Raw genomic sequence first — 26,004 nt, 5'->3', positions numbered from 1 at the left:
GCTGTTTTAGAAGCAGGAATATCAATGCAAAAGCACTGAATAATTTTTTTAATCTTATAGTGACTTAATTTACTGTTTTCTATCATGATTCTAGACTAACATATCTATTCTGCTAGTCTAGAGCCTTCTAAATTTGATATTAATTTTCGATTAATGTTTTTTACAATTTATTTTGTGCTAAGCTGCACTGCTGTATTCAATCTTTTTGACTGAAAATAAAAACAAAATTTAAAAAATCTTGTGCCATTCTCGAACAGAAAATGCTTTTCCCATCTAGCTGATTTCACCAATACACAGTAGAATATGCGCTCTCTTCAAGTCACATTGCGGCTTGGTTCAAAAGACCAGCCCGTGGAGCCAAAATCAGCATGTTTATCGTGGCCGGTGCACCAGCACACTCTTCTTTTAAGAAAACGCAACTATTAACACGTCTATCTTCGATTAGTTCTGTTCAGGAAATTGAAAGCCAATTGGTCTATCTATTTGACCAAACGCTCAGCGAACAGCAACAGCAATCTGCTTTACAGCTGCTTAACGATGGTCAATCTTTTGAATTGCGCCAGCCAGCAAGTGATGAAGTCCAAATATTAGTGACGCCACGCGTTGGGACAATCTCTCCGTGGTCGTCGAAGGCAACTGACATTTTCGCCAACTGTAATACACCGGTTCATCGCCTTGAACGCGGTGTTTTATTTACTTTGAAGGGCGTAAATGCTGTTTCTGAAGAAGTAAAATTGGCATTGCATGACCGCATGACAGAAAGCGTTTTCAATCAAATTGAAGAAGCGACTGCATTGTTCTCAGAAACTGAGCCAAAGCCGTTAAATGCAATTGATATTTTAGGTCAAGGCAAAGAAGCTTTAGTGAAAGCAAACTCTGAGTTTGGTTTTGCACTATCTGACGAAGAAATTGATTATTTAGTTGCAGCGTTTAACAAGCTTGGCCGTAACCCGCATGACATCGAATTGATGATGTTTGCTCAAGCAAACTCTGAGCACTGCCGTCATAAAATCTTTGGTTCAGAATGGACAATTGATGGCGAAGTTCAGCCATTGTCATTGTTCCAAATGATTAAAAACACTTATAAAGAATCTCCAGATGACGTTTTGTCTGCATATAAAGACAACGCATCAGTGATCGTGGGCTTTGACACGCAACGTTTCTATCCGAAAAAAGACGAAGAAACAGGTCAGCACGTTTACAAATATAAGAGCCAAGCTGCTCACATCTTAATGAAGGTGGAAACGCATAACCATCCGACAGCAATTGCGCCATTTGCGGGTGCTGCGACAGGTTCAGGCGGTGAAATCCGTGATGAAGGCGCAACTGGCCGTGGCGGTAAGCCAAAAGCAGGTTTAACAGGTTTCACTGTTTCTAACTTGAACATTCCTGGCTTTGAACAGCCTTGGGAAGAAAACTACGGCAAGCCGTCTCGTATGGCATCTCCGCTTCAAATTATGATTGAAGGCCCATTGGGTGGCGCTGCGTTTAACAACGAATTCGGTCGTCCTGCTTTAAATGGTTACTTCCGTACGTTTGAACAAAATGTAAATGGCGACGTAAAAGGCTTCCATAAGCCAATTATGATTGCCGGCGGTTACGGTAACATCCGTCCTGACCATGTAGAAAAAGATGCAATCCAACCGGGCGATCTTTTAATCGTACTTGGCGGTCCTGCCATGCTGATCGGTCTAGGTGGCGGTGCTGCGTCTTCTGTAGACAGCGGTAAGTTAGGTGAAAACCTAGACTTCGCATCTGTACAGCGTGAAAACCCAGAAATGGAACGTCGTTGCCAAGAAGTGATTGATGCATGCTGGCGCATGGAAGACCATAACCCAATCGTATCTGTACATGACGTGGGTGCGGGCGGTATCTCAAATGCAATGCCTGAACTTGTGAACGATCACGAGTTAGGTGCAATCCTTGATCTTCGTAAAATTCCATCACTGGAAAAAGGCATGTCTCCGATGGAGATTTGGTCGAACGAAGCACAAGAGCGTTATGTATTGGCAATTCGTCCAAGCTCTTTAGAATTGTTTGAATCACTGTGTGCACGTGAACGCTGCCCATTCGCCGTACTTGGTGAAGCAACTGAAGCACGTCAATTGACAGTAAACGATCCATTGTTTGAAAACAAAGCTGTGGATATGCCAATGCAAGTGATGCTTGGCGGTACACCGCGTATGAGCCGTTCATATGAAACAATTGAACGTAAAGGCGATGATTTCACTGCTGAAACTGTCACAGATTTGAAAGATGCGATTTACCGCGTTCTTAAAAATCCAACAGTTGCATCTAAATCGTTCTTGATCACCATTGGTGACCGTTCGATTACAGGTATGGTTGCACGTGATCAGTTCGTCGGTAAGTGGCAAGTGCCTGTAGCGGATGCTGCGGTAACAACGACGAGCCTTGTCGGTTATACAGGTGAAGCAATGGCAATGGGTGAACGTCCACCAGTTGCGTTGTTAAATCCTGCGGCGTCTGCACGTTTATCTGTAGCAGAATCAATTTCGAACATCATGTCTGCAAAAATCGACCAGATCAGCGACATTAAATTGTCTGCAAACTGGATGGCTGCTGCAGGTCAACAAGGTGAAGACCAAGCGCTATTCGAAGGTGTTAAAGCCATCGGTATGGAAATGTGTCCTGCACTAGGTATCGCAATTCCAGTAGGTAAAGACTCATTGTCTATGCGTACCACTTGGAATGACGAAGGTGAAGACAAATCTGTAACTTCTCCAATGTCAGGCGTGATCACAGCATTTGCACCTGTGACTGATGTTCGCAAAACACTTACACCTGAACTTAAAAACATCGAGTCTGTACTGGTACGTATCGATCTTTCTAAAGGTCAATTCCGTCTAGGCGGTTCGATCCTTGCTCAGGTTTATAAAGCAATCGGTTCTGTTACACCTGACGTAGACAGCTTCGATGACTTCAAAGCATTCTTTGCATTGGTTCAAGACTGGAACAACCGTGGTCTAATCAAGGCTTACCATGACATCGGTGATGGCGGTCTATTGGCAACTGTTGCAGAAATGATGTTCGCTTCACGCCTAGGTGCAGCACTTGAAGATCAATCTACTGCAAGCTTGTTTGCAGAAGAAATTGGTGCAGTGCTTCAAATCAGCAAAGCGGATTGGGCTGCATTAGAAGCTGAAGTTGCAGCGTCTAGCCTTAAAGATGCAATTGCAGTAGTAGGTACTGTAAACGATACAGATACTTTAACTGTGAATGGTTTGAGCTTAGACCGTGCTGAATTACAGCAAGCATGGACTGAAGTGTCTCATCAAATCCAACGTCTGCGTGACAACGTAGAAACTGCGGATCAAGAATATGCGTTGATTGCTGACAAATCACATGCAGGTTTAATTGCAAAACCAACATTTGATTTGAACGAGCCTATCGAAGCACCGTACATCAATGAACGCCGTCCAAACATGGTGATTCTGCGTGAACAAGGTGTAAACGGTCATGTAGAAATGGCTGCTGCATTTGATAAAGTCGGCTTCAACACTGTAGACGTACACATGAGCGACTTGCTTGCTGGCCGTATCAGTCTTGATGACTTTGAAGGCTTAGTGGCATGTGGCGGTTTCTCTTACGGTGACGTATTGGGTGCAGGCGGCGGTTGGGCTAAATCTGTATTGTTCAATCCTAAACTTCGTGACCAATTTGAGAAATTCTTCAACCGTGATGAAACATTCTCTCTAGGTATCTGTAACGGCTGCCAAATGTTGTCTCAGCTTGCACCGCTTATTCCTGGCGCAGAAGCTTGGCCTCGTTTCCACCGTAATACATCTGAGATGTTTGAAGCTCGTGCAGTTAACGTACGCGTTGAAAAATCAAATTCTGTATTGTTAGAAGGTATGGAAGGTTCGATTCTTCCTATCGCTGTTGCACATGGTGAAGGTCGTGTAGTTGCTAGCGCGGAAAACATTGCAGCATTGAATGCAGGCGATCAAGTGATCTTGCGTTATGTAGATAGCCAAGGCAACCCAACGCAGCATTACCCAATGAACCCGAATGGTTCGCCAGAAGCGATTTCAGGTGTAACGTCTAAAGACGGCCGTGCAACGATTATGATGCCGCACCCTGAACGTAACTTCCGTGCGATTCAGCATTCGTGGAAACCAGAAGATTGGGATCAAGATGGTGCTTGGTTACGTATGTTCCGTAATGCACGTAAATTTATTGGTTAATCTTACATAGATGAATCATAGAAAAGAGCCGCCTTCGGGTGGCTTTTTTTATGGTTAAAATTTACCAAAAGATATATTAATTATTGTGAATGCTTGTTTTTACACATATAATCGCTTTCGTTTTTTAAACCACCTGCGGGTGGTTTTTTGTTGGTTTTAAATTTTTATTTCTCCCACTGAACTTGGTTTAGATTTTGCTTTTATATTTGTGGAAACATGCTGGTGTGTAATTTATGCACAATAACTATGCAAGATAAAAGACAGCAAGATAAAAGAAAGATGGATAACTAAACGTGTTCAGTATCAACACTCATGATGAGGTGATGACATGATTAAAATAGTAGAATATTCAGCAGTGGATAAGTCTGCGCTGCGTAAAAAGGGCTGGAAGCTTTTTGGTGCAGTGGTGTGTTTGCAGTTGGTGTTTTTAGTTTTGGGTTATGCTTTACAGATGTAATATTTGAACAGTTTAAACCGCTGTAAGGCGGTTTTTTATGTAAACTAATGCATAATTAAAAAACTGCAAAAATTAATAATGAGCTTTAAACAATTTGTATTATTAAAAGATATAAAAATATTTTTACTTTTAGGCTTTATGTTTCCGTCAACATTGTTAAGTGGGTGCTTTCCTATTTTAAAAACGAAGCATCCGAAAATTAATATAACTGTTATCAATGAGCAAAATGAAAAGTTGGACGATGCAGAAGTATTTTTAAATCTTACAACATGGCAAGGCAAGTCTTTTACTGAATCTACATTAAAAAAACACAGGAAGGAATTGCTACATTTTCTGCAGAGAAAAGTTTGCAATTTATTCATATATTTCCAGCAAAATATAGTTGGTCGATTTGCGTTTATAAAAATGGATATGGTCAAAATAGTTTTGTGCCAAAAAGTTAAAATCATCGAACACAAAATTTAGTCTTGTTGTTAGATAAAGCTGAAATAGGTGTAGAAAAAAAACAACATTGTAGGAAAGAAAAATCCTAAAGTATTGAATTAATAAAACCACCCGAAGGTGGTTTTATTAATTAAACAGCCAATTGAATCTGCTTTAAGACAGCCTTCAACGTATTTTCATAATCAAAAGCAGCATTAGTACTGTCTTGGTATCGCCAAGCGACATAACCATCTGGACGGACTAATACTGCACCTGATTCATGGATTTCAGATTTCGCATTCCATGTGCCATACACATCACGGTATTCACGAGAACCAATTTGAATCACATCTAAATAAGGTAGATTCAAAGATTCGGTAGTAGTTTTCCAACCTTTGCCTGAAAGACCTGTCAGTAGGGTAAAGCGACCATGCCCAGTAATATCTAACGTTGATTGCTTATCGCCTTTGGCATCAATAATCCAAGTATGTGGAACTTTTGCCCCCGGACGTGTGGTCGCTTGTAAGTAAAGTTGTTCATCTTTCTCAAATATTTCATCTTCAGATTCAGCAATCACCGCATTGGATGTATAGCGCTGATTCAACTCTACACCTTGGGCATTAAACTCAAAGTTTTTAATTTCTAAGGCTTGATATAGCTTTTGACGAATTTCTGCAGCTTGTTCATCTTCCGCAAAAATACGTTGCATCATTTGAGCTTGAGTTGTGATACCTTGGTCAAAACCAAATACCTCTTTGAGATGCTTATAGTCAAAGCGAGATTGATTGGCACGTGCCACGATTTGCTTGCCGACAGGCGCACGTTCAGTGGTATAAGAATCAAGTAGAGCAGGAGTAGCCCAACCTTTGATGGCATACGCTAATTTCCAACCGAGGTTAAAGGCATCTTGCATACAGGTATTTGAACCTAAGCCACTTGATGGTGGATGACGATGCACCGCATCACCGCCGCAGAATACACGACCTTTTGAATATTCGGTTGCCCATGTTTGGTTCACATACCAATAAGACAATTTTTGAATTTCGATATTTTCTACTTCAGCACCGACAAAGGCATTTAAACGCGCACGAACTTGCTCTTCGGTGACTTGTGGTTCGCCTTTGGAAATATCAAAGCCCCAACCCATAATCCATTCATTCCAAGGTGTAATGGCACGGAGTAAGCCCATGCCCAAATCACCAAAGCTCGCTTCAGGGTTAACAATCCATTGCAAAATAGCAGGGCGGTTTTTCACATATTGTGAAAGATCTGCTTTGAAAGTCACGTATACCGTACCTGCACGAGCCATGATCCCTTCGAGGGGTAAATCAAGCTCTTCAAGCACTTTAGAACGCGCACCATCCATACCAATTAAATATTTGGCACGTAAGCTAAATTCAGTTTGGGTAATACGATTAAGGAATGTTGCTGTTACGCCATGTTCATCTTGTATATGTGATAAATATTCAGTATTAAAATTATAAATCGCACCACGCTCTGCCGCATTTTTTACCAACAAAGCTTCCATTTTCGGTTGAATAAGATCGACTAATGGACAGGGGCTACCTTTAATATAATCGCCATGACGTTCGTCGCCCGTGCCCCAAGCACTCATACGGGCAATTTCTTCACCGACAAGACTTGTGGTGATGAGGCTTTCCCCCATCTGTTCCCAAGGTGTGGCAATGTCGAGAACGTGTTCTTCGATGCCTAAGTCACGTAACACTTCCATCGCACGTTGGTTGGTAATATGGGCACGCGGACTATTGGCTAACCAATTAAATTGGGTAAAAAGCTGAACCTGAATACCATAATTTGCCAAGGCCAAACCTAAAGTAGAACCTGCAGGGCCTGTGCCAATAATCAGAACATCGGTATCGAATTGCTGTGTCATACAAAACTCCATGTGTATGTGAAGCGCAAACTTGGAATAGTCCGAAGTCTAGGTAAATGATTTTCCGAGTAGAATGGATATTCATATAAACTATAGATCTATTGGTATTTTGACTGCATGACACGGGTGATGTAGTGAGTGTGTGAGTGAAGCGAATGGAATTACGACATTTACGTTATTTTGTGACGGTGGCGAAAGAACAGAGTTTCACTAAGGCAGCGGAAAAACTATTTACAGCACAACCATCGCTCAGTCAGCAAATTAAAGACTTAGAGCAAGAAGTTGGGGTGCAATTATTTGAACGTTCTGCTCGCAAAGTCTTACTGACCGATGAAGGGCAGGCTTTTCTGAAATATGCAGAGCAAGCACTAGAAAATGCCAAACAAGCTGTAGCCGCAGCTCGCCACGTGGCGCAAGCCAAAAATAATCAAATACATATTGGCTTTTTAAATGTCGCAGAATTGAAAATTATGCCGAGTATTTTGGCGCAATTAAAACAGCATATTCCTGATTTGAAAATTCATTTACATAGCTTGACGTGTACAGAGCAAATTCAAAAACTAAAAAATACCGAACTGGATATTAGCTTTACTCGTTACCACTTAAGCCATGATGACTTTACCAATATTCAGGTTTTAAGTGAGCAAATTTATTTGGTTGGCGCAGCGCATCTGCATCCATCAGATCGCATCTTAAAACTTCAAGAGTTAAAAAATCACACCATTATTATGTGTGAACAAAATGCTTCTCCCGTGTTTTACGATACCTTAAATGCCTTGATTCCTTTTGATCAGCAGCAACATGATCACATGCTGTGGGTGACCAATGTCATGCAGCATTTAAATTTGATTAATATGGGCATGGGGCTGAGTTTTGTGCCTGAATATTTACTCAAGTTTCTAAATGATTCGGTCAAAGTCATTCAAACAGATGTGGATTTACCGAAATTAGGTTTATATGCAACCTATCCGCATGCATCAAATAATGTGGCATTGAACATGATTTGCAGTGCTTTAATGTGACTGCACAATAGCGTCTGGGATAGTCAATGTTAAAACTAATTTATTATGTACCTGAGTCTCACCTAGAGTCGACTAAACTGGCTGTTTATGAAGCTGGAGCAGGAGGTATAGGAAACTATGAACACTGTGCTTGGCAAGTGTTAGGGACGGGGCAATTTAAACCTGTAAAAGGTGCAAATCCTTTTATTGGTGAGTTGGATCAGCTTGAATCTATCCCTGAATGGCGAGTGGAAACCATCGTGCCTGAAGATAAAGCGAGTGAAGTCGCAAGGGCTTTAAAAGTAAGTCATCCTTATGAAGAGCCAGCATTTGAGTTTATTCAAATGGTGAATATAACTTTCTAAAAGAATAAGGGTGTAGCGGAGTCTTGTTATTACATATTTACTTGTAGGAATAACCTTCGGTTCGACCTACTTTTCTTTCGGGAAAAGTAGGCAAAACCATTGTCATCAGCAGAACTCGTTACATTCCGTCATGTGATTGAAAACATCGCTAAAACGATATTTATTGAATCGAGTCCTGCCTCATACAGCTGCTGATAACATTTCCGCGTCTCAAATTACCGCTATACATTATAGAGTTTGAATTAAACCTTCTGAATAAACAGCTCACGGTCAAAACGATACTGCGGGAAGAACACACCATCTTTAGCACGTTCACCTGCACCAATCACCATCACTGGGTATTGCTGAGCATTTAATCCTAAAATCTTCTTCACCAAAGGTTCATCAAAACCTTCCATCATACAACTATCAAAACCATAGGCACGTAAAGCCAAAACTAAGTTTTCACAAGCCAATGCTGTAGTTTTGCTCGCCCAAAGTTTTGCATCTGCTTCATTAAAGGCCGTCACAGGCAATTGTTTATCCAGTGTACGTGCAACTTTGAAAGCTACTTTCTTAAAGTTACCTAAGGCGTTGAAGTAACCTGTTTTATAGTTATAAGGAATAAACTTGTAATACTTCTGCACCGCTGCAGGTGCTTCAGGAAATGGAAATTCCGAAATATTACGCTTTGCCATTTCATCTACACGGTCGGTACGCGCGACACAGACAATCAATTCAGCAGCAGTTTTTGCCGCAAGTTGCCCTAAGCAAGCTTTCACCAATTGTTTTTTCTTTGCAGGGTTCTGAACGACATAGAATGTCCATGGTTGTAAATTTGATGAATTCGGTGCAAGCAAGGCGAGGTCTAAGCATTCATCTAAAACGTCATTTGGAATGGCCTTGTCGGTAAACTTACGTACAGAACGGCGGCTTTGAACTACTTTTTTAAAATTCTCGATATCGATGCCTTCAGGTGCAGGCTCGTAGTAGCGTTTCTTTTCAGGTTTATCATTAGTTTGTGATGCTGCAGTCATGTGGAAACATCCAGTTTTTTAATTTAGAAAATAGATTGGGGCTGAGATGAAAAAAACCACCCAAATATGAGTGGTTTTTTACGTTCCATTAAAACATTAATTGAACTGAGAGAAGTCAGGTTTGCGTTTTTGCATAAAGGCTGCAACAGCTTCCATCATTTCTGGAGAGCCTACACGATTCATGAAAATCTCAGCTTCATGGTCAATCCATGCCACGATTTCATCCACATTATGTTTCATTAATGCTTTTGATTGAACCAAAGAAGCTAGTGGTAGAGCAGATAACTGTGCTGCTTTTTTCGCAGCCGTCGCATAAGCATCTTCTTCAATGCTATTGACTAAATTCGCTGAAAGCGCTGTCGCACTATCAAACTTCTGAGCGGTTAAGAGTAATTCAGCCGCTTTATGGTAGCCGGCTTGTTGAACCAATAGCTTGCTCGATGCACCTTCAGGCGATAGACCAAGGCTCACAAACGGAATTTGGAATAGGGCAGTATTGTCGCTGTAGACTAGATCGCAATGAAGCAGAATCGTAACACCAATCCCAATGGCAACACCGCGAACCGCAGCGATCAGCGGCTTAGAAAATTGAGCAGCAGATTTTAATAAAATAAAAGGTGCGCCTTCTGCAGCTGGAGCTTGTCCTTTTTGAGCAGCAGATTTCATAAAATCTTGCATGTCATTGCCCGCACTGAAGTCCGCATCTTGACCACGGAGTACAACTACACGCACTGAAGAATCCTGATCAGCTTCATCTAATGCTTTGGCAATCCACAGATATAATTCTGTATACAGCGCGTTCTTCGCCTGAGGTCGGTTAATGGCTAAGGTCAGTACGCCATTGTCCAAATTCGCATTCAAATGTTCATGGGGTTGTTGAATACAGCTCAGTGTCATCGTACTATCCTTGCGTAAAAGTTTCGTTTTGATTTTATGCTCGACATTATGTCGCATATTTCAGCCTGTGGCACAACTGCTCAGTTCATAAAAAGTTTGATTTGATATGAAATATACATTTGATTATTTGGTTTTCATTGGGCGTTTTCAGCCGTTCCATTTAGCGCATTTGCAAACCATTAAAATTGCCTTACAACAAAGTCAATATGTGCTTCTAGCGCTTGGTTCGGCGCAAAATGAACGTAATATCAAAAATCCATTTTTAGCGTCAGAACGTGAGCAGATGATCCTGTCGAATTTTTCAGAGCAAGATCAGAAGCGAATCAAGTTTGTACATGTGATTGATGTATATAACGATGAAAAATGGCAAAAGTTAGTCAAATCTTTGGTGAATGAGGTGGTTGAAACGAATGCAAAAGTCGGTTTGATTGGACATTTTAAAGATGATTCTTCTTATTATTTAAAATTCTTCCCCGAATGGGAAATGGTTGAGCTGGATAGTCTAGAAGGGGCGATCTCTGCGACACCGGTACGCGAGGCGTATTATCGTGGTGAAATTCAGCATGATGCTTTTCCTCAAGGTACCGTCGAATTTTTGCAAAAATTTCAACAGACAGACATTTATAAACAACTTCAACACAAATTTATGACTCAGGATAAAACAAATCTGCTATAAAAAAACGCTAAAATTTCTAGCACTACAATGGAGCAAAAAAATAAACGTTGTAGTGATTTTAGGCTGTGTTTTATTCAGGAGAAAAACATGAATTTGCGTCACGGAACGTTAGCAAAATATATGGGAGCCTTCGCTTTATGCTGCGTATTGCCCCTACATGCTGCTGAATGGACGCTAACGCCTAATAGTCAGGTCACATTTGGCATTAAATCTGTGGGGCTGTCTATTGTAGAAGGGCGCTTTAATAAGGTTCAGTCGAACCTTAAGTTTGATCCTGAAATTCCACATAAAGGTTCAGTGCATTTAGTGTTAGATGTAGATAGCATTAGTTTTAGTAACCCAAGCTTAAAGGGATTAATCTTGGGAAGTGAATATTTTGATGCCGCTGAATTTAAGCAAGTGAAGTTTGTCAGTAAACAAATCGAACCCGTGGCATATGCGAAGTATATGATTCGAGGGGATCTCACCATTCGTGGCATCACTAAGCCTGTGATCTTCGATACCACACTCACCCCAAGCCCGCAAAATCCAAAAGTATTGGATGTTCAAACTTTAGCAACCATTAAGCGTAGTGATTTTGGTATGCGTAAAGCACTCGGTGGAGTAGGTGAGCAAGTATTGATACAGCTCAAAGGCCAATGGCGGCTTGAATAACCTTAGTCTTACAGGGTTTAACACATATGATCTTTGGCATGTTGCAGCACAACAGCAGTCAATTTTTGTAATTGAACAGATTGTTGGTTCCAGTGATGCCAATACAAAGCTAGATCAATACTGAGTTCTGTTGAAAGCTCTATTAATTTTCCCGCTGCTAATAAGTCTTTGCTTTGATAGTCGGGTAACCATCCGTAGCCTAAGCCCATCGTAATGGCATCAAAAAATGCTGTCGAAGAGGGAATGAAATGATGTGGATATTGTGAAGGATTGAGTCCGAAATTTTTCTGAATTGATTGCGTATGCAGGTCATCTTTCTCATTAAAAATCAGTGCAGGCGCAGCCTTTAACGCATTTCGCGTCACACCTTGACCGAACCATCTTTGGATAAAATCAGGGGTTGCTACAAAGCGATAATGCATTTCACCCAGATATTCTGCAACGCAGCCTTTCATGGCTTCTGATTCTGTTGTAACACAGGCATTGACTAGTCCTGCTTCTAATAAATGATGTGTTTGTGACTGATCATCGACCTGAAAATGAATCACGATTTTTTCTTCAATTAAGAGATCTTTGAGTAGCGGAAGCAACCATGTCGCAAGTGAGTCAGCATTGGTTGCAATATTGACTTGATAGAAAGCATTCGCTGTTTGTCCTGTTAGATTTTGCAGAAAATTATGTTCTAGTAATTTGCTGTGTTGTAAATAATGCAATAAAGATTGGCCCGCGAGCGTTGGGCGGCAGGGTCGTTCACGTACAATGAGCACATGACCTAATTTCTTTTCTAAGGTTTGCAGCCTGAGCGTGACCGCAGATGCCGTAATGTTTAAACGCAGTGCTGCTTGTTCAAAGCTTCCTGTTTCAGCAACCGCAAGAAAAGCTTCACTATGTTTGCTTTGTAACATGAGTCACCTATAAGCATTAGAAATTTTATAAACTAAGAAAAACTCAGTTATATTGATATTTATTTATAAATACTTATTTTTAGCAATAAGCTTAGATAATAGCAACATTCATTTAAAGCTTTGAAAGTGTAGTCAAAAATGTTGCACAGTTATATGCAAGGGCTCGCAGTTGGATTTAGCCTAATTATCGCGATTGGTGCGCAAAATGCGTTTATTCTCAAGCAAGGGTTAAAAAAGCAGTATGTCTTTTGGCTTTGTGCTATTTGCGCTGCTTCTGATTCGATACTCATCTTATTGGGTGTACTCGGATTCTCCCAATTGGTTGAAAGTCATCCGGAAATTGTGAGTGTTGCGAAATATTTGGGCGCAACGTTTTTAGTTGTCTATGGGGCACAGCATTTTCTGCAAGCCTTTAAAACTTCGAGCAGTTTAGCGCCCAGTGAGAAGAATGAAACTAAATTATTGAAGTTGGTACTGATTTGCTTGGCTTTAACGTGGTTAAATCCACATGTGTATCTCGATACGGTTGTGCTGATTGGGTCTATTTCAACGAAGTTTGAATCGACAGCCGTATATTTTGCGATTGGGGCAATTACAGCTTCATGGGTGTTTTTCTTTGTCCTCGGATTTGGTGCGCGCTATTTATTACCGCTCTTCCAAAGTGCAAAGGCATGGAAAGTTTTAGACTTTATTATTGGCGTTGTGATGTGGGGAATTGCAATTTCATTATTGCTCTAGTTATATGTCCTCATTAAATTTGAGCCCATTCCTATAGGAGCGGGCTCAAATCATTAATTTTATGCAGCTTGTAATGCTTTTAAATCTTCTAAGACTTGTTCTGCATGGCCTGCAGCTTTGACTTTACGATATTCTTTTACCAGCTTGCCATGATGGAAAATAAAGGTTGAGCGTTCGATGCCCATAACCTTTTTGCCATACATATTTTTTTCTTTAATCACATCGAAATGCTGACATAGCACTTCTTCTTTATCACTGATTAAATCAATGCTTAGATTTTGCTTTTCAGTGAAGTTTTGATGGGCTTTAACCGAGTCGCGAGAAATGCCGTAGATTGGTGTATTAAGCGCATCAAACTGATCTTTTAAGCACGAAAACCCAATGGCTTGCGTCGTACATCCTGGTGTTGAATCTTTAGGGTAGAAGTAGATGATCAGCCAGTCATTGTTTAGTTCTGCAAGGTTGACTTCACCTGAGGTGGTTGGGAAGGTTTGATTTGGTAAGCTAATTTCAGTCATGAAGATTTCCTTTTTCATGTCTTATCCCGAAGCGGGCTTAAACAAAGTATGTGAAATATGACCATCATACAGAATTTACTTTGAACTTAAAGCAATAAAAAAGCCTGCATTTGCAGGCTTTTTTAAGACGAAAATTATTTTTTCGCTTGAGCAGATTTCATTGCTTCTTCAGTTAAATTTTTTAATTTACCTGTTAACTGAGGACCGAAACATGCTTGAAGGTCTTTATTTTGTTTTTGAACAAAAGCGAGTGTTGCAGGGCTTTTCTTCTGGTTGATTGTGCTTTGGATTTCCCATTTTTGAGCATTGGTTAAACGACCATCTGCTTCAACAGCACAAGTACAGTATTTGCTAACTTCAGCGGCAGTTAGTTTTTTACCTTTGCCAGTTTCTTCTTTACAAACATTAATTAACGAAGATTTTACGTTAGTGCTCTTATATGCTTGTTGAAGCTTGTCGTTGTCAGCGTGTGCAACTGAAGCAAACAATGCAGCTGCAGAGAAAGCAGCAGAAAGAATAATGTTTGATTTTAAATTTTTCATAAACCCTACCTTGTTATTTCGGTATGTAACGTGTCGGATCTTCAACACCTGCGTCAACGAAACCTTGTTTACGAAGACGGCAGCTATCGCATTTACCGCAAGCACGACCTTGGTCATCTGCTTGATAGCAAGACACCGTTTGACTGTAGTCTACGCCATGTTCTATACCTAAGCGAATGATATTTGCTTTGGATAAATGTAACAGAGGTGTTTCAAATTTAAGTGGTTTTCCTTCAACGCCAACTTTAGTTGCAAGGCGAGCCATGTTGGCAAAGGCTTCGATAAACTCTGGACGGCAGTCTGGATAGCCTGAGTAATCAACCGCATTAATACCAATGACAATTGCTTCTGCACCAAAAACTTCCGCCGCAGCTAAAGCATATGACAAGAAAATCGTGTTACGCGCTGGTACATAAGTTACAGGAATACCGGCTTGTTCATGATCAGGAACTTCAATGCTATGGTCCGTTAACGCAGAGCCACCTAAGTTACCTAAATCGATATTAATGACACGATGTTCTACACCAGCCTGCTTGGTTAACTCACGAGCAGCATCCAGTTCTGTCGTAGAACGTTGACCATACATAAAACTTAAGGCGATACATTCATAACGTGCTTGAGCCCAAGCTAAACAAGTGGTTGAGTCTAAGCCGCCAGACAATAAAACTATGGCACGAGGGCGCATATGCATTACTCCAAATAATTCTTTAAAACTTAACGACCAGTTTCATCGTTCCAAAGCAATTTATGTAATTGCAATTGGAAGCGAACAGGGAGATGGTCTTCTAAAATCCACTGTGCTAAATCACGTGCAAGCTGAGGTAAACGAACAGCGCCTTTTTCAACGGCAAAGGCCGGAGAGAACCAAATGGTGTTGACTTTTTCGTTTAGCTTATAGCGCTCAACTTGCTGTTTTGACCATTCATAGTCTTCACGATTACAAATCACAAATTTGATTTGATCATGTGGCGTTAAATGGTCGAAGTTGCTAAGCAAGTTTCGTGCAACTTCACCCGATGTTGGGGTTTTTAAATCCATAACTTTTGAAACACGTGGGTCAACTTTAGACACATCTAAAGCACCACTGGTTTCTAAAGAGACTTCGCAGCCTAAATCGGCCAGACGAGTCATGAGGGGAAGGGCGTTCGGTTGAGCAAGTGGCTCACCACCCGTCACGCAAATATAAGGAGTTTTAAAATCTAAAGTGGTTTGAATAATTTCTTCTAATGATTGGCGTTCACCGCCTTCAAACGAATAGGTTGTATCACAATAAGTGCAACGTAAGGGACAGCCCGTCAAGCGGATAAAGACCGTAGGCAAACCTGCGGTATTGGCTTCACCTTGCAATGAATAAAAAATCTCCGTAATACGTAAACCCGCAGACGGATCAGAAACAGGAATAGCGGAAGATCGAAGGGTACTCATAACAAAATTAACCAGATATAAAAAAACAAAAAATCTCTACGATCATTGCTAACCGTAGAGACGAGGAGCGATAGAGGCTCCACGGAACACGAATGCTCCGCTGAAATAAAGACTTAGTCTTCGCGTAATAATTCGTTCAAGCTTGTTTTCGCACGAGTTTTCGCGTCAACTTTTTTCACGATTACTGCAGCGTAGAGGCTGTATTTACCGCATTTAGACGGCAAGCTACCAGAAACCACAACAGAACCCGCAGGAACACGGCCGTAATGGATTTCGCCAGTTTCACGGTCATAAATCTTAGTTGATTGACCAATGAATACGCCCATTGAAATCACAGAACCTTCTTCTACGATCACACCTTCAACGATTTCAGAACGTGCGCCGATGAAGCAGTTGTCTTCAATGATTGTTGGGTTCGCTTGAAGTGGTTCAAGAACGCCACCAATACCAACGCCACCAGATAAGTGAACGTTTTTACCAATTTGAGCACATGAACCAACAGTTGCCCATGTATCAACCATCGTACCTTCGTCAACATATGCACCAATATTGACATATGAAGGCATCAATACAACATTTTTTGCTTGGAAAGAACCTTTACGTGCTACAGCAGGTGGTACTACACGTACACCAGCAGCTTTAAATTGTTCTTCAGTCCAGTCAGAGAACTTAGTGTCAACTTTGTCATAGAAGCGTAAGTCACAAGCTTCCATTGGTTTGTTGTCGTTCAATTTGAATGAAAGCAAAACGGCTTTTTTCACCCATTGATGAACAATCCATTCACCATCAATTTTTTCAGCAACACGTAATGTACCGTTATCTAGGCCAGCGATCACTTCTTCTACTGCTGCACGTACTTCAGCAGGACAGTCAGCTGCAGTGAAATTAGCACGGTCTTCAAACGCTTGTTCAATGATTGTTGAAAGCTGAGACATGTTCTTCCATCCAGAAAAAAATTTTCCAAGATTTTACACTAAATCGAGTTAAAAATAGATGGTAAATCGGCCTAGGATCGGAATTAATTATTAAGCAAGCACTAAATCCAAGAAATTAAGAGTGATGAATTTAGCATTTTCATAAGGTTTGTATAAAAAATACGCAAAATATACAGAATTGTTCCTTAACATCATTATTATATTTAAAAAAATGAAACAAAAACTCTTTATTAATCAATATTAAAATCTAAATGTATCAAAAGTTAACAAAAAATCAGTAAATTTGCATAAATGTTGAGCTGTGTTTCCTTTTAACATGTGCCATATAACAAGTCTGTAAAATCTGAATAACAGTTTATTTTGAGGAGAAACACATGAAATCATTACGTTTATTAACAGTAGCTGCTCTACTTACTGCTGCAGGTACTGCAATGGCAGATACCTCTGTAGTTCATGATGGCTATGCATTTGATCAAAACCAACTTATCCCAACTGGCGCTCGTCTAGAAGTGGGTACGACTGGTTATGGTGGTGCGTTACTTTGGACTGCGAACCCATACGTCGGCCTTGCATTAGGTTATAACGGTGGTGATATTTCATGGTCTGATGATTTGTCAATCAATGGCACTAAATATGACATGGATATGGATAACAGCGTTGGCTACTTAAATGCAGAAATTCGTCCATGGGGCGCAAGTACGAGTCCTTGGGCGCAAGGCTTATATGTTGCTGCAGGTGTAGGTTATATCGATAATGAATACGGTCTAAATAAACATAATAAAAATGCCGAAGGTACGATTAAAGTTGATGGTACGAGCTACACTGGCATTGGTGGTGTGAAAGGTAACTTATCTTATGATAACGACATTGCGCCTTATGTAGGTTTAGGTTTTGCACCAAAATTAAATAAAAACTTTGGTGTATTTGGTGAAGTAGGTGCTTATTACACTGGCAACCCTACTGTGAAACTTCAAGAGTACGGTAATCTTCAAAACTCTGTAACAGGCTCACCTTCAATCAGCGAATCTGTAGATAATGAGGCACGTAAAATTGCAAACGATGACAAATATGAATGGATGCCAGTAGCTAAAGTAGGTGTGAGCTACCATTGGTAAGTTCTTAATGAAACAAAAAAACGAGCTTCGGCTCGTTTTTTTGTTTATTAGAAAGCGTTTAAAATCTGTGACCAAATTTCAGACCATAGATCATGGCATCATTGTCTGAGACACTTGCAAGACCTGAAATATGAGATGTTTCAGTATTCGATGGTTTTGAGAGTTTCATATAATACAGGCCAGTCGCTAGAAAATTGTTCGGGTTAAATTTATACATCACACCTAAACCTAAACCTCGATAGCCATCACTTGGGTTTAAGGTAGACGCCGCATTTCCTGTCCCGTTGTCCCAAATAAACTCTGCAGCAGCGAGCCAACTCGGATTCAATTGATGTGCAATCCCTAACTTTCCTGACCATTGATCTTTCTGATATTCCACCAATTGGATATCAGCTAAATCATGGTATTGTGGATCGAGTGCTGCGTACTGAAGCACGGCATTAAACTGCGGTGGTTGAATGTTGAAATCTTTCCAATTAATCCACCGAACTGTGCCATATACAACATTGTGTGGGCTAATGGCTGTTTGAAAATCAAAATTGACGCTTTGTGGCGTTTGAATGGAGGTATGGGTGTCTGGTACTAATTGAAAAGGACCATTTGAATATAAAGTTGATTCAAAGGTCTTATTTTCATGTTTGATTTTTGAACGATAGGTTAGGCTAGTTTTAATAGCATATTCAGGGATTTGATAACTGAATCCGAGCAGCCAACCAAGCGCTTCATCTTGTTTAAAATCGGCATGGTAGCCATTGAGAGCAGCATATTGTTGCCCAGAAATTTTTAAATCACCTTTAAATGTTTGTAGGCTTAAACCGCTATAAATATTCCAATTATTATTGGGTTGATAGCCTACCAGTCCAGTTAGGTTATGCGTTCTAAAGTTAATATCGGCGCTTTCAATATCGATATTTGAGCTATCTGGTAAGCGAGGACTATATTGATAATTGATATCAGTATGAAAAGGTTGCTCATAAATTACTCCCGCAGAAATATTTTCATGTGGTTGAATTTTAAGTGCAAATTTCCCAGAAAATTGTTGATGGGCGAGATTCCCTGTAGAAAAATCAGTGATGCCCAACTCACTGATTAAACCTTGGTTTTGAACTTTGCCGTCCACTTGAGCATCGACATAAGCGAAACTGGCTTCAGTATAATTTCCGGGTTCAAGAAAGGCCGAGATCGATTGATCTGAGTTTTCTATTCCTGCTGCATACATGATCTGTATGGGGCAGACGATACCGACTGCCACTGCGACGAATTGATTTTTCATAAAGTCCTGGCTTATGGGTCGGAAGTAATGAAGTTTTAATTTTTATTGTGTTGAACGTATTTTAAGCACAATTAAAAATAAAGCCAAGAAAACCTAGATAAAATATGAATTTACCAATAAAAAAGAGGACAGCATGTGTCCTCTTTAATTCATCAATTGGGATATCAGTCTTCTGGGTAAGCGACTTTTTTCAACGCTTTGATGTCGGCATCTGGTGAGCATAAAGAAATAAATTCATAGCCATAACCGCGTAGCAAATGTCCTTTGCGAACAGCAATCCAAGTGGTGTTGACCCCGAAAATATCGGTAGGAATTTGTTTTAAACGGTAATCACGTTCTGGGTCATATGCCACATCGTTGACAATACCCACCCCCATATTGAGTTCAACATAGGTTTTAATAACGTCTGCATCAAGTGCGGACATCACGATATCAACATCAAAGCCTGAATCTTCAAAGGCTTTATCAATTTTTGAACGACCTGTAAAACCACCGTGGTAAGTAATAATTGGATAGTTCGACAAATCTTCTATGGTGATATTTGATTTTTGGGTCAGTGGATGCTCTTTAGGCGTAATGATGCTGTGTTGCCAGTTGTAGTAAGGCACGCTTGCCAGGTTATCTTCATTGGTTAATGATTCGGTTGCGATCCCGATATCCGCTTCACCTTGAAGGAGCATTTCTGTAATTTCTACTGGGCTGGCTTGTTGCAGAATTAGATGAACTTTTGGAAATTCTTTTTTAAATTGGTTCACAATCGGCGGCAAGACATAACGCGCTTGCGTATGTGTGGTCGCAATCGTCAAAGTCCCTTCATCCACTTTGTTAAAGTCATCTGCTAGACGTTTAATATTGTCAGCATCCACGAGCATGCGTTCAACGATACCCAATAATGACTGGCCTGGTTCGGTTAAACCGAGTAAACGTTTACCTTTACGGATGAACAGCTGTACACCAAGTTCATCTTCTAGATCTTTGATGTGTTTACTCACGCCAGACTGCGAGGTGTAAAGTGCAGCAGACGCTTCTGTTAAATTAAAATTCTGACGTACGGTTTCTCGAATAATTCTTAATTGTTGGAAATTCATAATTTTATTTTACCTTAAAAGCAAGTGGGGCTTGTGACGGCCCCAACTTTTTGTTTTATGCAACTTGGTTTTCAAATAAATGCAAGTTCGTTGCACTTAACCATACCGTTTGATTTGGGCGGAATTGATGCGCTTTCGCTTCATCTGCCGTTAATGAAATTTCAATCAGATTGCCTTGACGATCATGCAGTTCAGCAATGACTTTACCTGCAATCCAAAGCTCACGTACAAAAGTTGCTTGGATAGCATTTTCTTGCGGCTGTGCATGAATACGCAGTTCATCCGGACGAGCGAAGGCAATGACATTTCCTTGCGGCGCATTGGCGTTTTGTGGCAACAAAATTCGGTCTTCACCAATTTGAATGAGGCCATTGCTATTTTGACCTTCAAAACGGTTGGCTTGACCTAAAAAGTCAAATACAAACGGTGTTGCAGGTTTTTCATAAACTTCACGTGGCGAGCCAATCTGTTCTACGTTGCCTTTGTTCATCACAATGATTTGATCGGCCACTTCAAGTGCTTCTTCTTGGTCATGGGTCACGAAAATAGAGGTGATGTGGAGTTCGTCATGCAAGGTACGTAACCAGCGGCGTAATTCTTTACGAACTTTGGCATCCAATGCACCAAAAGGTTCATCCAGTAATAACACACGCGGCTCAACCGCTAAAGCACGTGCTAAGGCAATACGTTGGCGTTGACCACCTGAAAGTTGCGCAGGGTAACGGTCAGCCAAGAAACCAAGTTGAACAAGATCAAGTAAACGAGTAACCCGTTTTTTGATTTCAGCTTCATTTGGACGCGTTGCACGTGGGCGTACGCGTAAACCAAAAGCAATGTTGTCAAATACGGTCATATGGCGGAACAGTGCATAATGCTGGAATACAAAACCAACTTCACGTTCACGGACGTGAACTTTAGTGGCATCTTCACCTTCTAGAATGACTTGACCGCCATCGGCAGATTCAAGACCGGCAATGATACGCAATAGGGTAGTTTTACCACAGCCTGATGGGCCAAGCAGCGCAACGAGCTGGCCATCAGGAAAATCTAAAGAGATATTTTTAAGTGCATGGAATGCACCAAAGTGTTTTTCAATATTTTTTACTTGAATACTCATGAGGTCATTCCTTAAGAAACTTGTGAATCTTCTTTACGCTTGTCTTGTCGTTCCTGACGTAGTTCAACCCATGTTTTTAAAATCAGGGTCACAATCGCCAAGAGCGCTAATAGTGAAGACACAGCAAAAGCAGCACTAAAGGTATATTCGTTATAAAGGATTTCTACGTGTAGCGGTAAGGTGTTGGTTTCGCCGCGAATGTGACCTGAAACCACAGAAACAGCACCAAACTCACCCATTGCACGTGCATTACATAGAATCACGCCGTAGATTAAGCCCCATTTGATATTTGGAAGAGTCACTTTCCAGAAGGTCTGCCAACCTGAAGCACCCAATACGATTGCCGCTTCTTCTTCCTCTGTCCCTTGAGCTTCCATTAACGGAATTAGCTCACGTGCCACAAAAGGAACGGTAATAAACACAGTAGCAAGGACAATGGCTGGAACGGCATACAAAATTTTGATGTCGTTATCCATTAGCCAGCCGCCTAACCAACCTTGAGTACCAAAAATCAATACCAACATTAAGCCAGCAATGACTGGAGAGACTGAAAATGGCATATCAATAATCGTGGTTAAAATAGATTTACCACGGAAATTAAACTTGGCAACACACCATGCCGCAGCTACACCAAAGACCACGTTTAGCGGTACGGCAATCACAGCGGTCAGTAAGGTCAGTTTCACTGCTGATAATGTGTCTGGATGAACCAGTGCTTGGAAGTAAACGCCAACACCTTGTTTAAAGGCTTCAACGAAAACCAAAACCAAGGGCAAAATCAGGCAGCTCGCAAAGAAAATCAATGCAATCACTATCAGTGTATAGCGTACCCATGTTGGTTCACGCGTAGCATCACGCGACTGTAATTTTTCCGCAAGCGCATTACTATTCGTATTCATCGTGCAGTTCTCCCTGTACGGCGACTTGCCCATGCTTGAACCAAGTTAATTAAGAATAAAATGGCAAAAGAAATCACCAGCATCACGACTGCAATCGTGGTCGCGCCTGCATAATCATATTCCTCAAGACGAGAGATGATCATCAATGGCGCAATTTCAGTTTTGAAGGGTTGGTTACCTGCGATAAAAATCACCGATCCATACTCACCCACACCGCGTGCAAAGGCCAAAGCAAAACCTGTTAACAGCGCAGGAAATAGAATAGGTAAGATCACTTTGGTCACGATCTGAAAGCGATTTGCGCCCAGTGCCGAAGCTGCTTCTTCAAGTTCAGTTTCTAGGTCGCTCAGTACAGGCTGTACAGTACGAACCACAAAAGGAATACCAATAAAGATGAGGGCCAAGGTAATACCGATCGGGGTATATGCGACTTTAATGCCAATGGGTTCAAGGTACTGACCGATCCAACCAGTAGGTGCATATAACGAAGTTAATGCAATACCAGCAACGGCAGTTGGCAATGCAAAAGGTAAATCAACCAATGCATCGACAATACGTTTACCCGGGAAGGTATAACGAACCAAGCACCATGCTAAGAGTAAACCAAAAACCACATTGACTAACGCAGCAATAATGGCGGCACTAAAACTCAGTTGTAACGATTTTAAAATACGTTCTGAGCTTAAAATCTCCCATAGTCCATCCCAACCGATACCTAAAGATTTAATAAATACGGCCGAAAGGGGGATGAGCACAATTAAGGATAAATACGCTAGGGTAAAGCCTAGAGAAAGACCAAATCCTGGCAGCACTCGGGATCGCTGCGACATGATGACTCCTCAAAATGAGAAAAGCTGACTTAAAAGGTCAGCAAAATTGAATAAATGATTTTGCGACAAGCTTAATGCTCAGTACTTAAAAAGCAAATTGAAATAAATACTTGTTTTCATCAGTAAAGTTGATATGTTTCATGTGGTTTTCTGAAATTAAGTAATTGAAAATTTCAGGAAACGGTCCAAAACCTGATGCAACATTAATGTGTCCTACAGCGCCCATATTCACAGGGTAGAGCTTCCAAGCACCTGCAAGTTGTTTTGCATCTTCAAAGCCAAGCCAAGGATCATTTTCACTAATCAACATCGTTGTCGGCACACGAATAGTTAGCTGATGAAAAAATGCTTTGTAATCCGTTGTACTGTCGCGTGCAAAGCCGTTTTCACCAAAGCGTGCTGGATTGGCTGGTGCGACCAAAACTAAATTTTTGATTTTTTTATTGAGTTCTGGATGCAATGCCAATGCTGCCACCGTGGTTAAACAACCAAAGCTATGCGCCACAATTTGAATTTCACCCTGTAAAGGTCGTACGGTTTGAACGAATTGTTTAATCCAGTCCTTGAGTACAGGATGATTCCAATCTTTTTGCTGAACACGAGAGCTAGACATGAGCTGACGTTGTAACCAAGATTGCCAATGTGCGTGTTCACTACCGCCTACACCCGGGACAATTACTGTATGTGTCATGTCAAGTTCTCCTGATTCAGTCAATGACTGGTCTTATTTTCCGTTGTTGGCTTTAACGATTTGGTCAAACACGCCGCCATTTTCAAAGTGTGCTTTTTGGACTTTATCCCAACCACCAAATTCTTTATCAATGGTTACGAGTTTGAGTGGCTTAAAGACTGATGCGTATTGTGCAAGCGTTGTAGCGTTACGTGGACGGTAAAAGTTCTGAGCTGCGATTTGTTGACCACGTGGTGAATAAAGGAAGTTTAAATAACCTTTGGCTAAATAAAGATTACCTTTTTTCTCTGCGTTTTTTTCTAAAACAGCAACAGGGGGCTCAGCTAAAATTGAAAGTGAAGGGGTCACAATTTCAAATTTACCCGGTTGTTCACGAATCGCTAAATGTGCTTCATTTTCCCAAGCCAGCAATACATCACCAATACCACGTTCAGCAAAGGTCGTAGTCGAACCACGTGCGCCTGAATCGAGCACTTTGGTGTTTTTATAAATTTTACGGACAAATTCTTGAGCTGTTGTATCATTACCACCCGCTTGATGTTTTGCCCAAGCCCACGCAGCTAAATAGTTCCAACGTGCACCGCCTGAGGTTTTCGGATTTGGGGTAATAATACCTACGCCTGGTTTAACTAGATCGCCCCAATCTTTTACTGCTTTGGGGTTGCCTTTACGGACTAAGAATACAATCGTTGAGGTATATGGCGTTGAGTTTTGTGGAAGTTTCTTCTGCCAATCTGCAGGTAAAAGTTTGGCTTTTTCTGCAATCACATCAATATCCGCTGCAAGTGCTAAAGTCACTACATCGGCATCTAAGCCATCAATGACTGCACGCGCTTGTTTGCCTGAACCACCATGAGATTGTTTAAAATTAATTTTTTGACCTGTACGGCTTTCCCAATATTTGCTGAAGTCTTTATTCACACTTTCATAGAGTTCACGTGTTGGGTCGTAAGATACGTTTAAAAAATCTTTCGCAGCTGCGCCAAAAGAAACCGTCGAAATGACTGCAGCAAGAACACCCAATTTTAATTTTGCGGAAATACTCATGTTAACCTCAATAATTTTTACTTTATCTGTAACATGGGTGAAGAATAGCGCCAATCTTTATGCATAAAAAATAATTAAAAACGAATTTTATATGAATAAAAAAGATAACAGACGTAGCTACGAAAAAAAAGCATCGACCTTATGCGAAAGGACGATGCTTTTCGGTATTTAAAGCATTATTTGGAATTATTGGTCTTCACGATTTGGTCAAAGACGCCACCATTTTCAAAATGCTTTTTCTGCACTTTGCTCCAACCGCCAAACTCTTTATCAATAGTCACTAATTTTAAAGGTTTAAAGACGGATTTATATTTTGCCAATACCGCAGCATTACGTGGACGATAATAGTTCTGTGCAGCAATGGTTTGACCTGCAGGTGAGTACAGATAATTTAAATACGCTTTGGCTAAATTTTCATTGCCATCTTTCTTGGCATTTTTTTCTACAATCGCAACAGGTGGCTCGGCCAAGATAGAAAGTGAAGGGGTCACAATCTCAAACTTACCCGGCTGTTCACGAACTGCCAAATGTGCTTCATTTTCCCAAGCCAATAACACGTCACCAATACCACGTTCTGCGAATGTAGTTGTTGCACCACGTGCGCCTGAGTCGAGAACTTTGGTTTGCTTATAAATTTGACGGACAAATTCTTGGGCTTTTGTATCATTACCACCTGCTTGATGTTTGGCCCAAGCCCACGCTGCTAGATAGTTCCAACGCGCACCGCCCGATGTTTTTGGGTTCGGGGTAATAATGTCGACACCCGGTTTAATTAAATCGCCCCAGTCTTTGATGCCTTTCGGGTTGCCTTTATGTACTAAGAACACAATGGTTGACGTATACGGCGTTGAATTTTGTGGGAATTTCCTTTGCCAGTCTTTTGCAACTAAACCACGTGCAGCAATTTCATCAATATCTGCAGCCAAGGCCAAAGTGACGACATCGGCATCTAGACCATCAATAACAGCACGAGCCTGTTTACCTGATCCACCATGAGATTGTTTAAAGTTAATGTCTTGGCCTGTGGTTTTTTTCCAGTAAACACTAAAGTCTTTATTGAAGTTGTCATACAATTCACGGGTTGGATCATATGACACATTTAAGAAATCTTTGGCAGATGCACTAAATGCTGTGGCAGAAATGAATGCAGCCAAAACCCCAAGTTTTAATTTCGATAGATTCATGTTGTCCTCAATTTTTATACATGTTTTGTTGGATGAGGCAAGAATATCTGTAGTTTTTATGCAGAAAAAATAATTAAAAAAGAATTTAATATGAACAAAAAAGAAATAT

General features: G+C 40.8%; 26 protein-coding genes and 1 pseudogene. 9 read left to right on the top strand and 18 right to left on the bottom strand.

Annotation, left to right across the window (positions count from 1 at the left end; translation table 11 throughout):
* Positions 1 to 86: pseudogene (locus FTU17_RS07160) on the bottom strand (IS1595 family transposase); the annotation flags it as partial.
* Positions 87 to 368: 282 nt separating this feature from the next.
* Between FTU17_RS07160 and purL the strand changes: the two are divergent.
* The 3 genes from purL to FTU17_RS07150 all read left to right on the top strand — a co-directional run bounded on the left by purL (position 369) and on the right by FTU17_RS07150 (position 5,127).
* Entirely contained in the window at positions 369 to 4,205 is a 3,837-nt protein-coding gene (purL, locus tag FTU17_RS07155; protein ID WP_180134994.1) for a phosphoribosylformylglycinamidine synthase, read from the top strand.
* Positions 4,206 to 4,533: 328 nt separating this feature from the next.
* Positions 4,534 to 4,662, top strand: coding sequence for a KGW motif small protein (locus FTU17_RS17480; RefSeq protein ID WP_257225708.1), 129 nt, complete (start codon positions 4,534 to 4,536; stop codon positions 4,660 to 4,662).
* 78 nt (positions 4,663 to 4,740) lie between these two features.
* Positions 4,741 to 5,127 carry a hypothetical protein gene (locus tag FTU17_RS07150; RefSeq protein WP_180134993.1) on the top strand — a complete coding sequence of 129 codons (387 nt, stop codon included), beginning with the start codon at positions 4,741 to 4,743 and terminating at the stop codon, positions 5,125 to 5,127.
* Between the two features lie 109 nt (positions 5,128 to 5,236).
* Here FTU17_RS07150 and FTU17_RS07145 read toward each other — a convergent pair whose 3' ends face one another.
* A complete protein-coding gene (locus tag FTU17_RS07145) occupies positions 5,237 to 6,979 on the bottom strand; it encodes an FAD-dependent monooxygenase (protein WP_180134992.1) in 1,743 nt (580 codons plus the stop codon).
* 155 nt (positions 6,980 to 7,134) lie between these two features.
* Between FTU17_RS07145 and FTU17_RS07140 the strand changes: the two genes are divergently transcribed.
* Together FTU17_RS07140 and FTU17_RS07135 are read left to right on the top strand one after the other, a co-directional pair.
* On the top strand, positions 7,135 to 8,001 hold the full coding sequence (locus tag FTU17_RS07140) for a LysR family transcriptional regulator (protein ID WP_180134991.1): 867 nt from the start codon (positions 7,135 to 7,137) through the stop codon (positions 7,999 to 8,001).
* 26 nt (positions 8,002 to 8,027) lie between these two features.
* Positions 8,028 to 8,345: an NGG1p interacting factor NIF3 gene (locus FTU17_RS07135; protein WP_180134990.1), complete on the top strand. Its 318-nt coding sequence runs from the start codon at positions 8,028 to 8,030 to the stop codon at positions 8,343 to 8,345.
* 242 nt (positions 8,346 to 8,587) lie between these two features.
* On the opposite strand, the gene FTU17_RS07130 is transcribed toward FTU17_RS07135, so the two are convergent.
* Positions 8,588 to 9,361 carry a nitroreductase family protein gene (locus FTU17_RS07130; protein WP_180134989.1) on the bottom strand — a complete coding sequence of 258 codons (774 nt, stop codon included), beginning with the start codon at positions 9,359 to 9,361 and terminating at the stop codon, positions 8,588 to 8,590.
* A gap of 96 nt (positions 9,362 to 9,457) precedes the next feature.
* On the bottom strand, positions 9,458 to 10,258 hold the full coding sequence (locus tag FTU17_RS07125; protein ID WP_180134988.1) for an enoyl-CoA hydratase-related protein: 801 nt from the start codon (positions 10,256 to 10,258) through the stop codon (positions 9,458 to 9,460).
* 106 nt (positions 10,259 to 10,364) lie between these two features.
* Here FTU17_RS07125 and FTU17_RS07120 point away from each other — a divergent pair, with 106 nt between their 5' ends.
* Positions 10,365 to 10,934 (top strand): nicotinate-nicotinamide nucleotide adenylyltransferase, encoded by a 570-nt coding sequence (locus FTU17_RS07120; RefSeq protein WP_180134987.1) that lies wholly within the window; start codon positions 10,365 to 10,367, stop codon positions 10,932 to 10,934.
* 87 nt (positions 10,935 to 11,021) lie between these two features.
* A complete protein-coding gene (locus FTU17_RS07115; protein ID WP_180134986.1) occupies positions 11,022 to 11,588 on the top strand; it encodes a YceI family protein in 567 nt (188 codons plus the stop codon).
* A 17-nt stretch (positions 11,589 to 11,605) separates the two neighbouring features.
* On the opposite strand, the gene FTU17_RS07110 is transcribed toward FTU17_RS07115, so the two are convergent.
* Positions 11,606 to 12,493, bottom strand: a complete 888-nt coding sequence (locus FTU17_RS07110) for a LysR family transcriptional regulator ArgP (protein WP_180003273.1) — start codon at positions 12,491 to 12,493, stop codon at positions 11,606 to 11,608.
* Positions 12,494 to 12,631: 138 nt separating this feature from the next.
* Between FTU17_RS07110 and FTU17_RS07105 the strand changes: the two genes are divergently transcribed.
* Complete coding sequence (locus FTU17_RS07105) at positions 12,632 to 13,231, top strand: LysE/ArgO family amino acid transporter (RefSeq protein ID WP_180134985.1); 600 nt, start codon at positions 12,632 to 12,634, stop codon at positions 13,229 to 13,231.
* Positions 13,232 to 13,290: 59 nt separating this feature from the next.
* Here the strand turns inward: FTU17_RS07105 and FTU17_RS07100 are convergent, their stop codons facing one another.
* The 5 genes from FTU17_RS07100 to dapD form a co-directional block, all read right to left on the bottom strand.
* Positions 13,291 to 13,749 (bottom strand): peroxiredoxin, encoded by a 459-nt coding sequence (locus tag FTU17_RS07100; RefSeq protein ID WP_180003271.1) that lies wholly within the window; start codon positions 13,747 to 13,749, stop codon positions 13,291 to 13,293.
* A 134-nt stretch (positions 13,750 to 13,883) separates the two neighbouring features.
* Positions 13,884 to 14,291, bottom strand: a complete 408-nt coding sequence (locus FTU17_RS07095; RefSeq protein ID WP_078192024.1) for a hypothetical protein — start codon at positions 14,289 to 14,291, stop codon at positions 13,884 to 13,886.
* A 13-nt stretch (positions 14,292 to 14,304) separates the two neighbouring features.
* Positions 14,305 to 14,976 (bottom strand): 7-cyano-7-deazaguanine synthase QueC, encoded by a 672-nt coding sequence (gene queC, locus FTU17_RS07090; protein WP_078190349.1) that lies wholly within the window; start codon positions 14,974 to 14,976, stop codon positions 14,305 to 14,307.
* Between the two features lie 29 nt (positions 14,977 to 15,005).
* Positions 15,006 to 15,716, bottom strand: coding sequence for a 7-carboxy-7-deazaguanine synthase QueE (queE, locus tag FTU17_RS07085; RefSeq protein ID WP_180114786.1), 711 nt, complete (start codon positions 15,714 to 15,716; stop codon positions 15,006 to 15,008).
* Positions 15,717 to 15,829: 113 nt separating this feature from the next.
* Positions 15,830 to 16,651 (bottom strand): 2,3,4,5-tetrahydropyridine-2,6-dicarboxylate N-succinyltransferase, encoded by an 822-nt coding sequence (gene dapD / locus FTU17_RS07080; RefSeq protein ID WP_078190347.1) that lies wholly within the window; start codon positions 16,649 to 16,651, stop codon positions 15,830 to 15,832.
* 374 nt (positions 16,652 to 17,025) lie between these two features.
* On the opposite strand from dapD, the gene carO reads away from it, so the two are divergent.
* Positions 17,026 to 17,766, top strand: coding sequence for an ornithine uptake porin CarO (gene carO, locus FTU17_RS07075; RefSeq protein ID WP_180073575.1), 741 nt, complete (start codon positions 17,026 to 17,028; stop codon positions 17,764 to 17,766).
* Between the two features lie 58 nt (positions 17,767 to 17,824).
* On the opposite strand, the gene FTU17_RS07070 is transcribed toward carO, so the two are convergent.
* From FTU17_RS07070 to FTU17_RS07035, 8 genes are all read right to left on the bottom strand, one after another.
* On the bottom strand, positions 17,825 to 19,039 hold the full coding sequence (locus FTU17_RS07070) for an OmpP1/FadL family transporter (protein WP_180134984.1): 1,215 nt from the start codon (positions 19,037 to 19,039) through the stop codon (positions 17,825 to 17,827).
* A gap of 164 nt (positions 19,040 to 19,203) precedes the next feature.
* A complete protein-coding gene (locus tag FTU17_RS07065) occupies positions 19,204 to 20,127 on the bottom strand; it encodes a CysB family HTH-type transcriptional regulator (RefSeq protein ID WP_078190345.1) in 924 nt (307 codons plus the stop codon).
* A gap of 55 nt (positions 20,128 to 20,182) precedes the next feature.
* Entirely contained in the window at positions 20,183 to 21,244 is a 1,062-nt protein-coding gene (locus FTU17_RS07060; protein ID WP_078192019.1) for a sulfate/molybdate ABC transporter ATP-binding protein, read from the bottom strand.
* Between the two features lie 11 nt (positions 21,245 to 21,255).
* Positions 21,256 to 22,143, bottom strand: coding sequence for a sulfate ABC transporter permease subunit CysW (gene cysW, locus FTU17_RS07055; RefSeq protein ID WP_168378041.1), 888 nt, complete (start codon positions 22,141 to 22,143; stop codon positions 21,256 to 21,258).
* Positions 22,140 to 22,973 (bottom strand): sulfate ABC transporter permease subunit CysT, encoded by an 834-nt coding sequence (gene cysT / locus FTU17_RS07050; RefSeq protein WP_078190342.1) that lies wholly within the window; start codon positions 22,971 to 22,973, stop codon positions 22,140 to 22,142. Before cysT ends, cysW begins: the two co-directional genes overlap by 4 nt.
* Positions 22,974 to 23,058: 85 nt before the next feature.
* Positions 23,059 to 23,664, bottom strand: coding sequence for an alpha/beta hydrolase (locus FTU17_RS07045; RefSeq protein ID WP_180134983.1), 606 nt, complete (start codon positions 23,662 to 23,664; stop codon positions 23,059 to 23,061).
* 33 nt (positions 23,665 to 23,697) lie between these two features.
* Complete coding sequence (locus tag FTU17_RS07040; RefSeq protein WP_078192016.1) at positions 23,698 to 24,711, bottom strand: sulfate ABC transporter substrate-binding protein; 1,014 nt, start codon at positions 24,709 to 24,711, stop codon at positions 23,698 to 23,700.
* 176 nt (positions 24,712 to 24,887) lie between these two features.
* The gene (locus tag FTU17_RS07035; RefSeq protein ID WP_180134982.1) at positions 24,888 to 25,895 is read right to left on the bottom strand and encodes a sulfate ABC transporter substrate-binding protein; all 1,008 of its coding nucleotides are present in this window, start codon (positions 25,893 to 25,895) and stop codon (positions 24,888 to 24,890) included.
* Between the last annotated feature and the right edge of the window lie 109 nt (positions 25,896 to 26,004).

The organism is Acinetobacter sp. YH12070 (genome assembly GCF_013419625.1).
GTDB lineage: Bacteria > Pseudomonadota > Gammaproteobacteria > Pseudomonadales > Moraxellaceae > Acinetobacter > Acinetobacter amyesii.
Note: the sequence above shows the minus strand (reverse complement) of the source record. Positions and strands in the feature narration are given on the sequence as shown.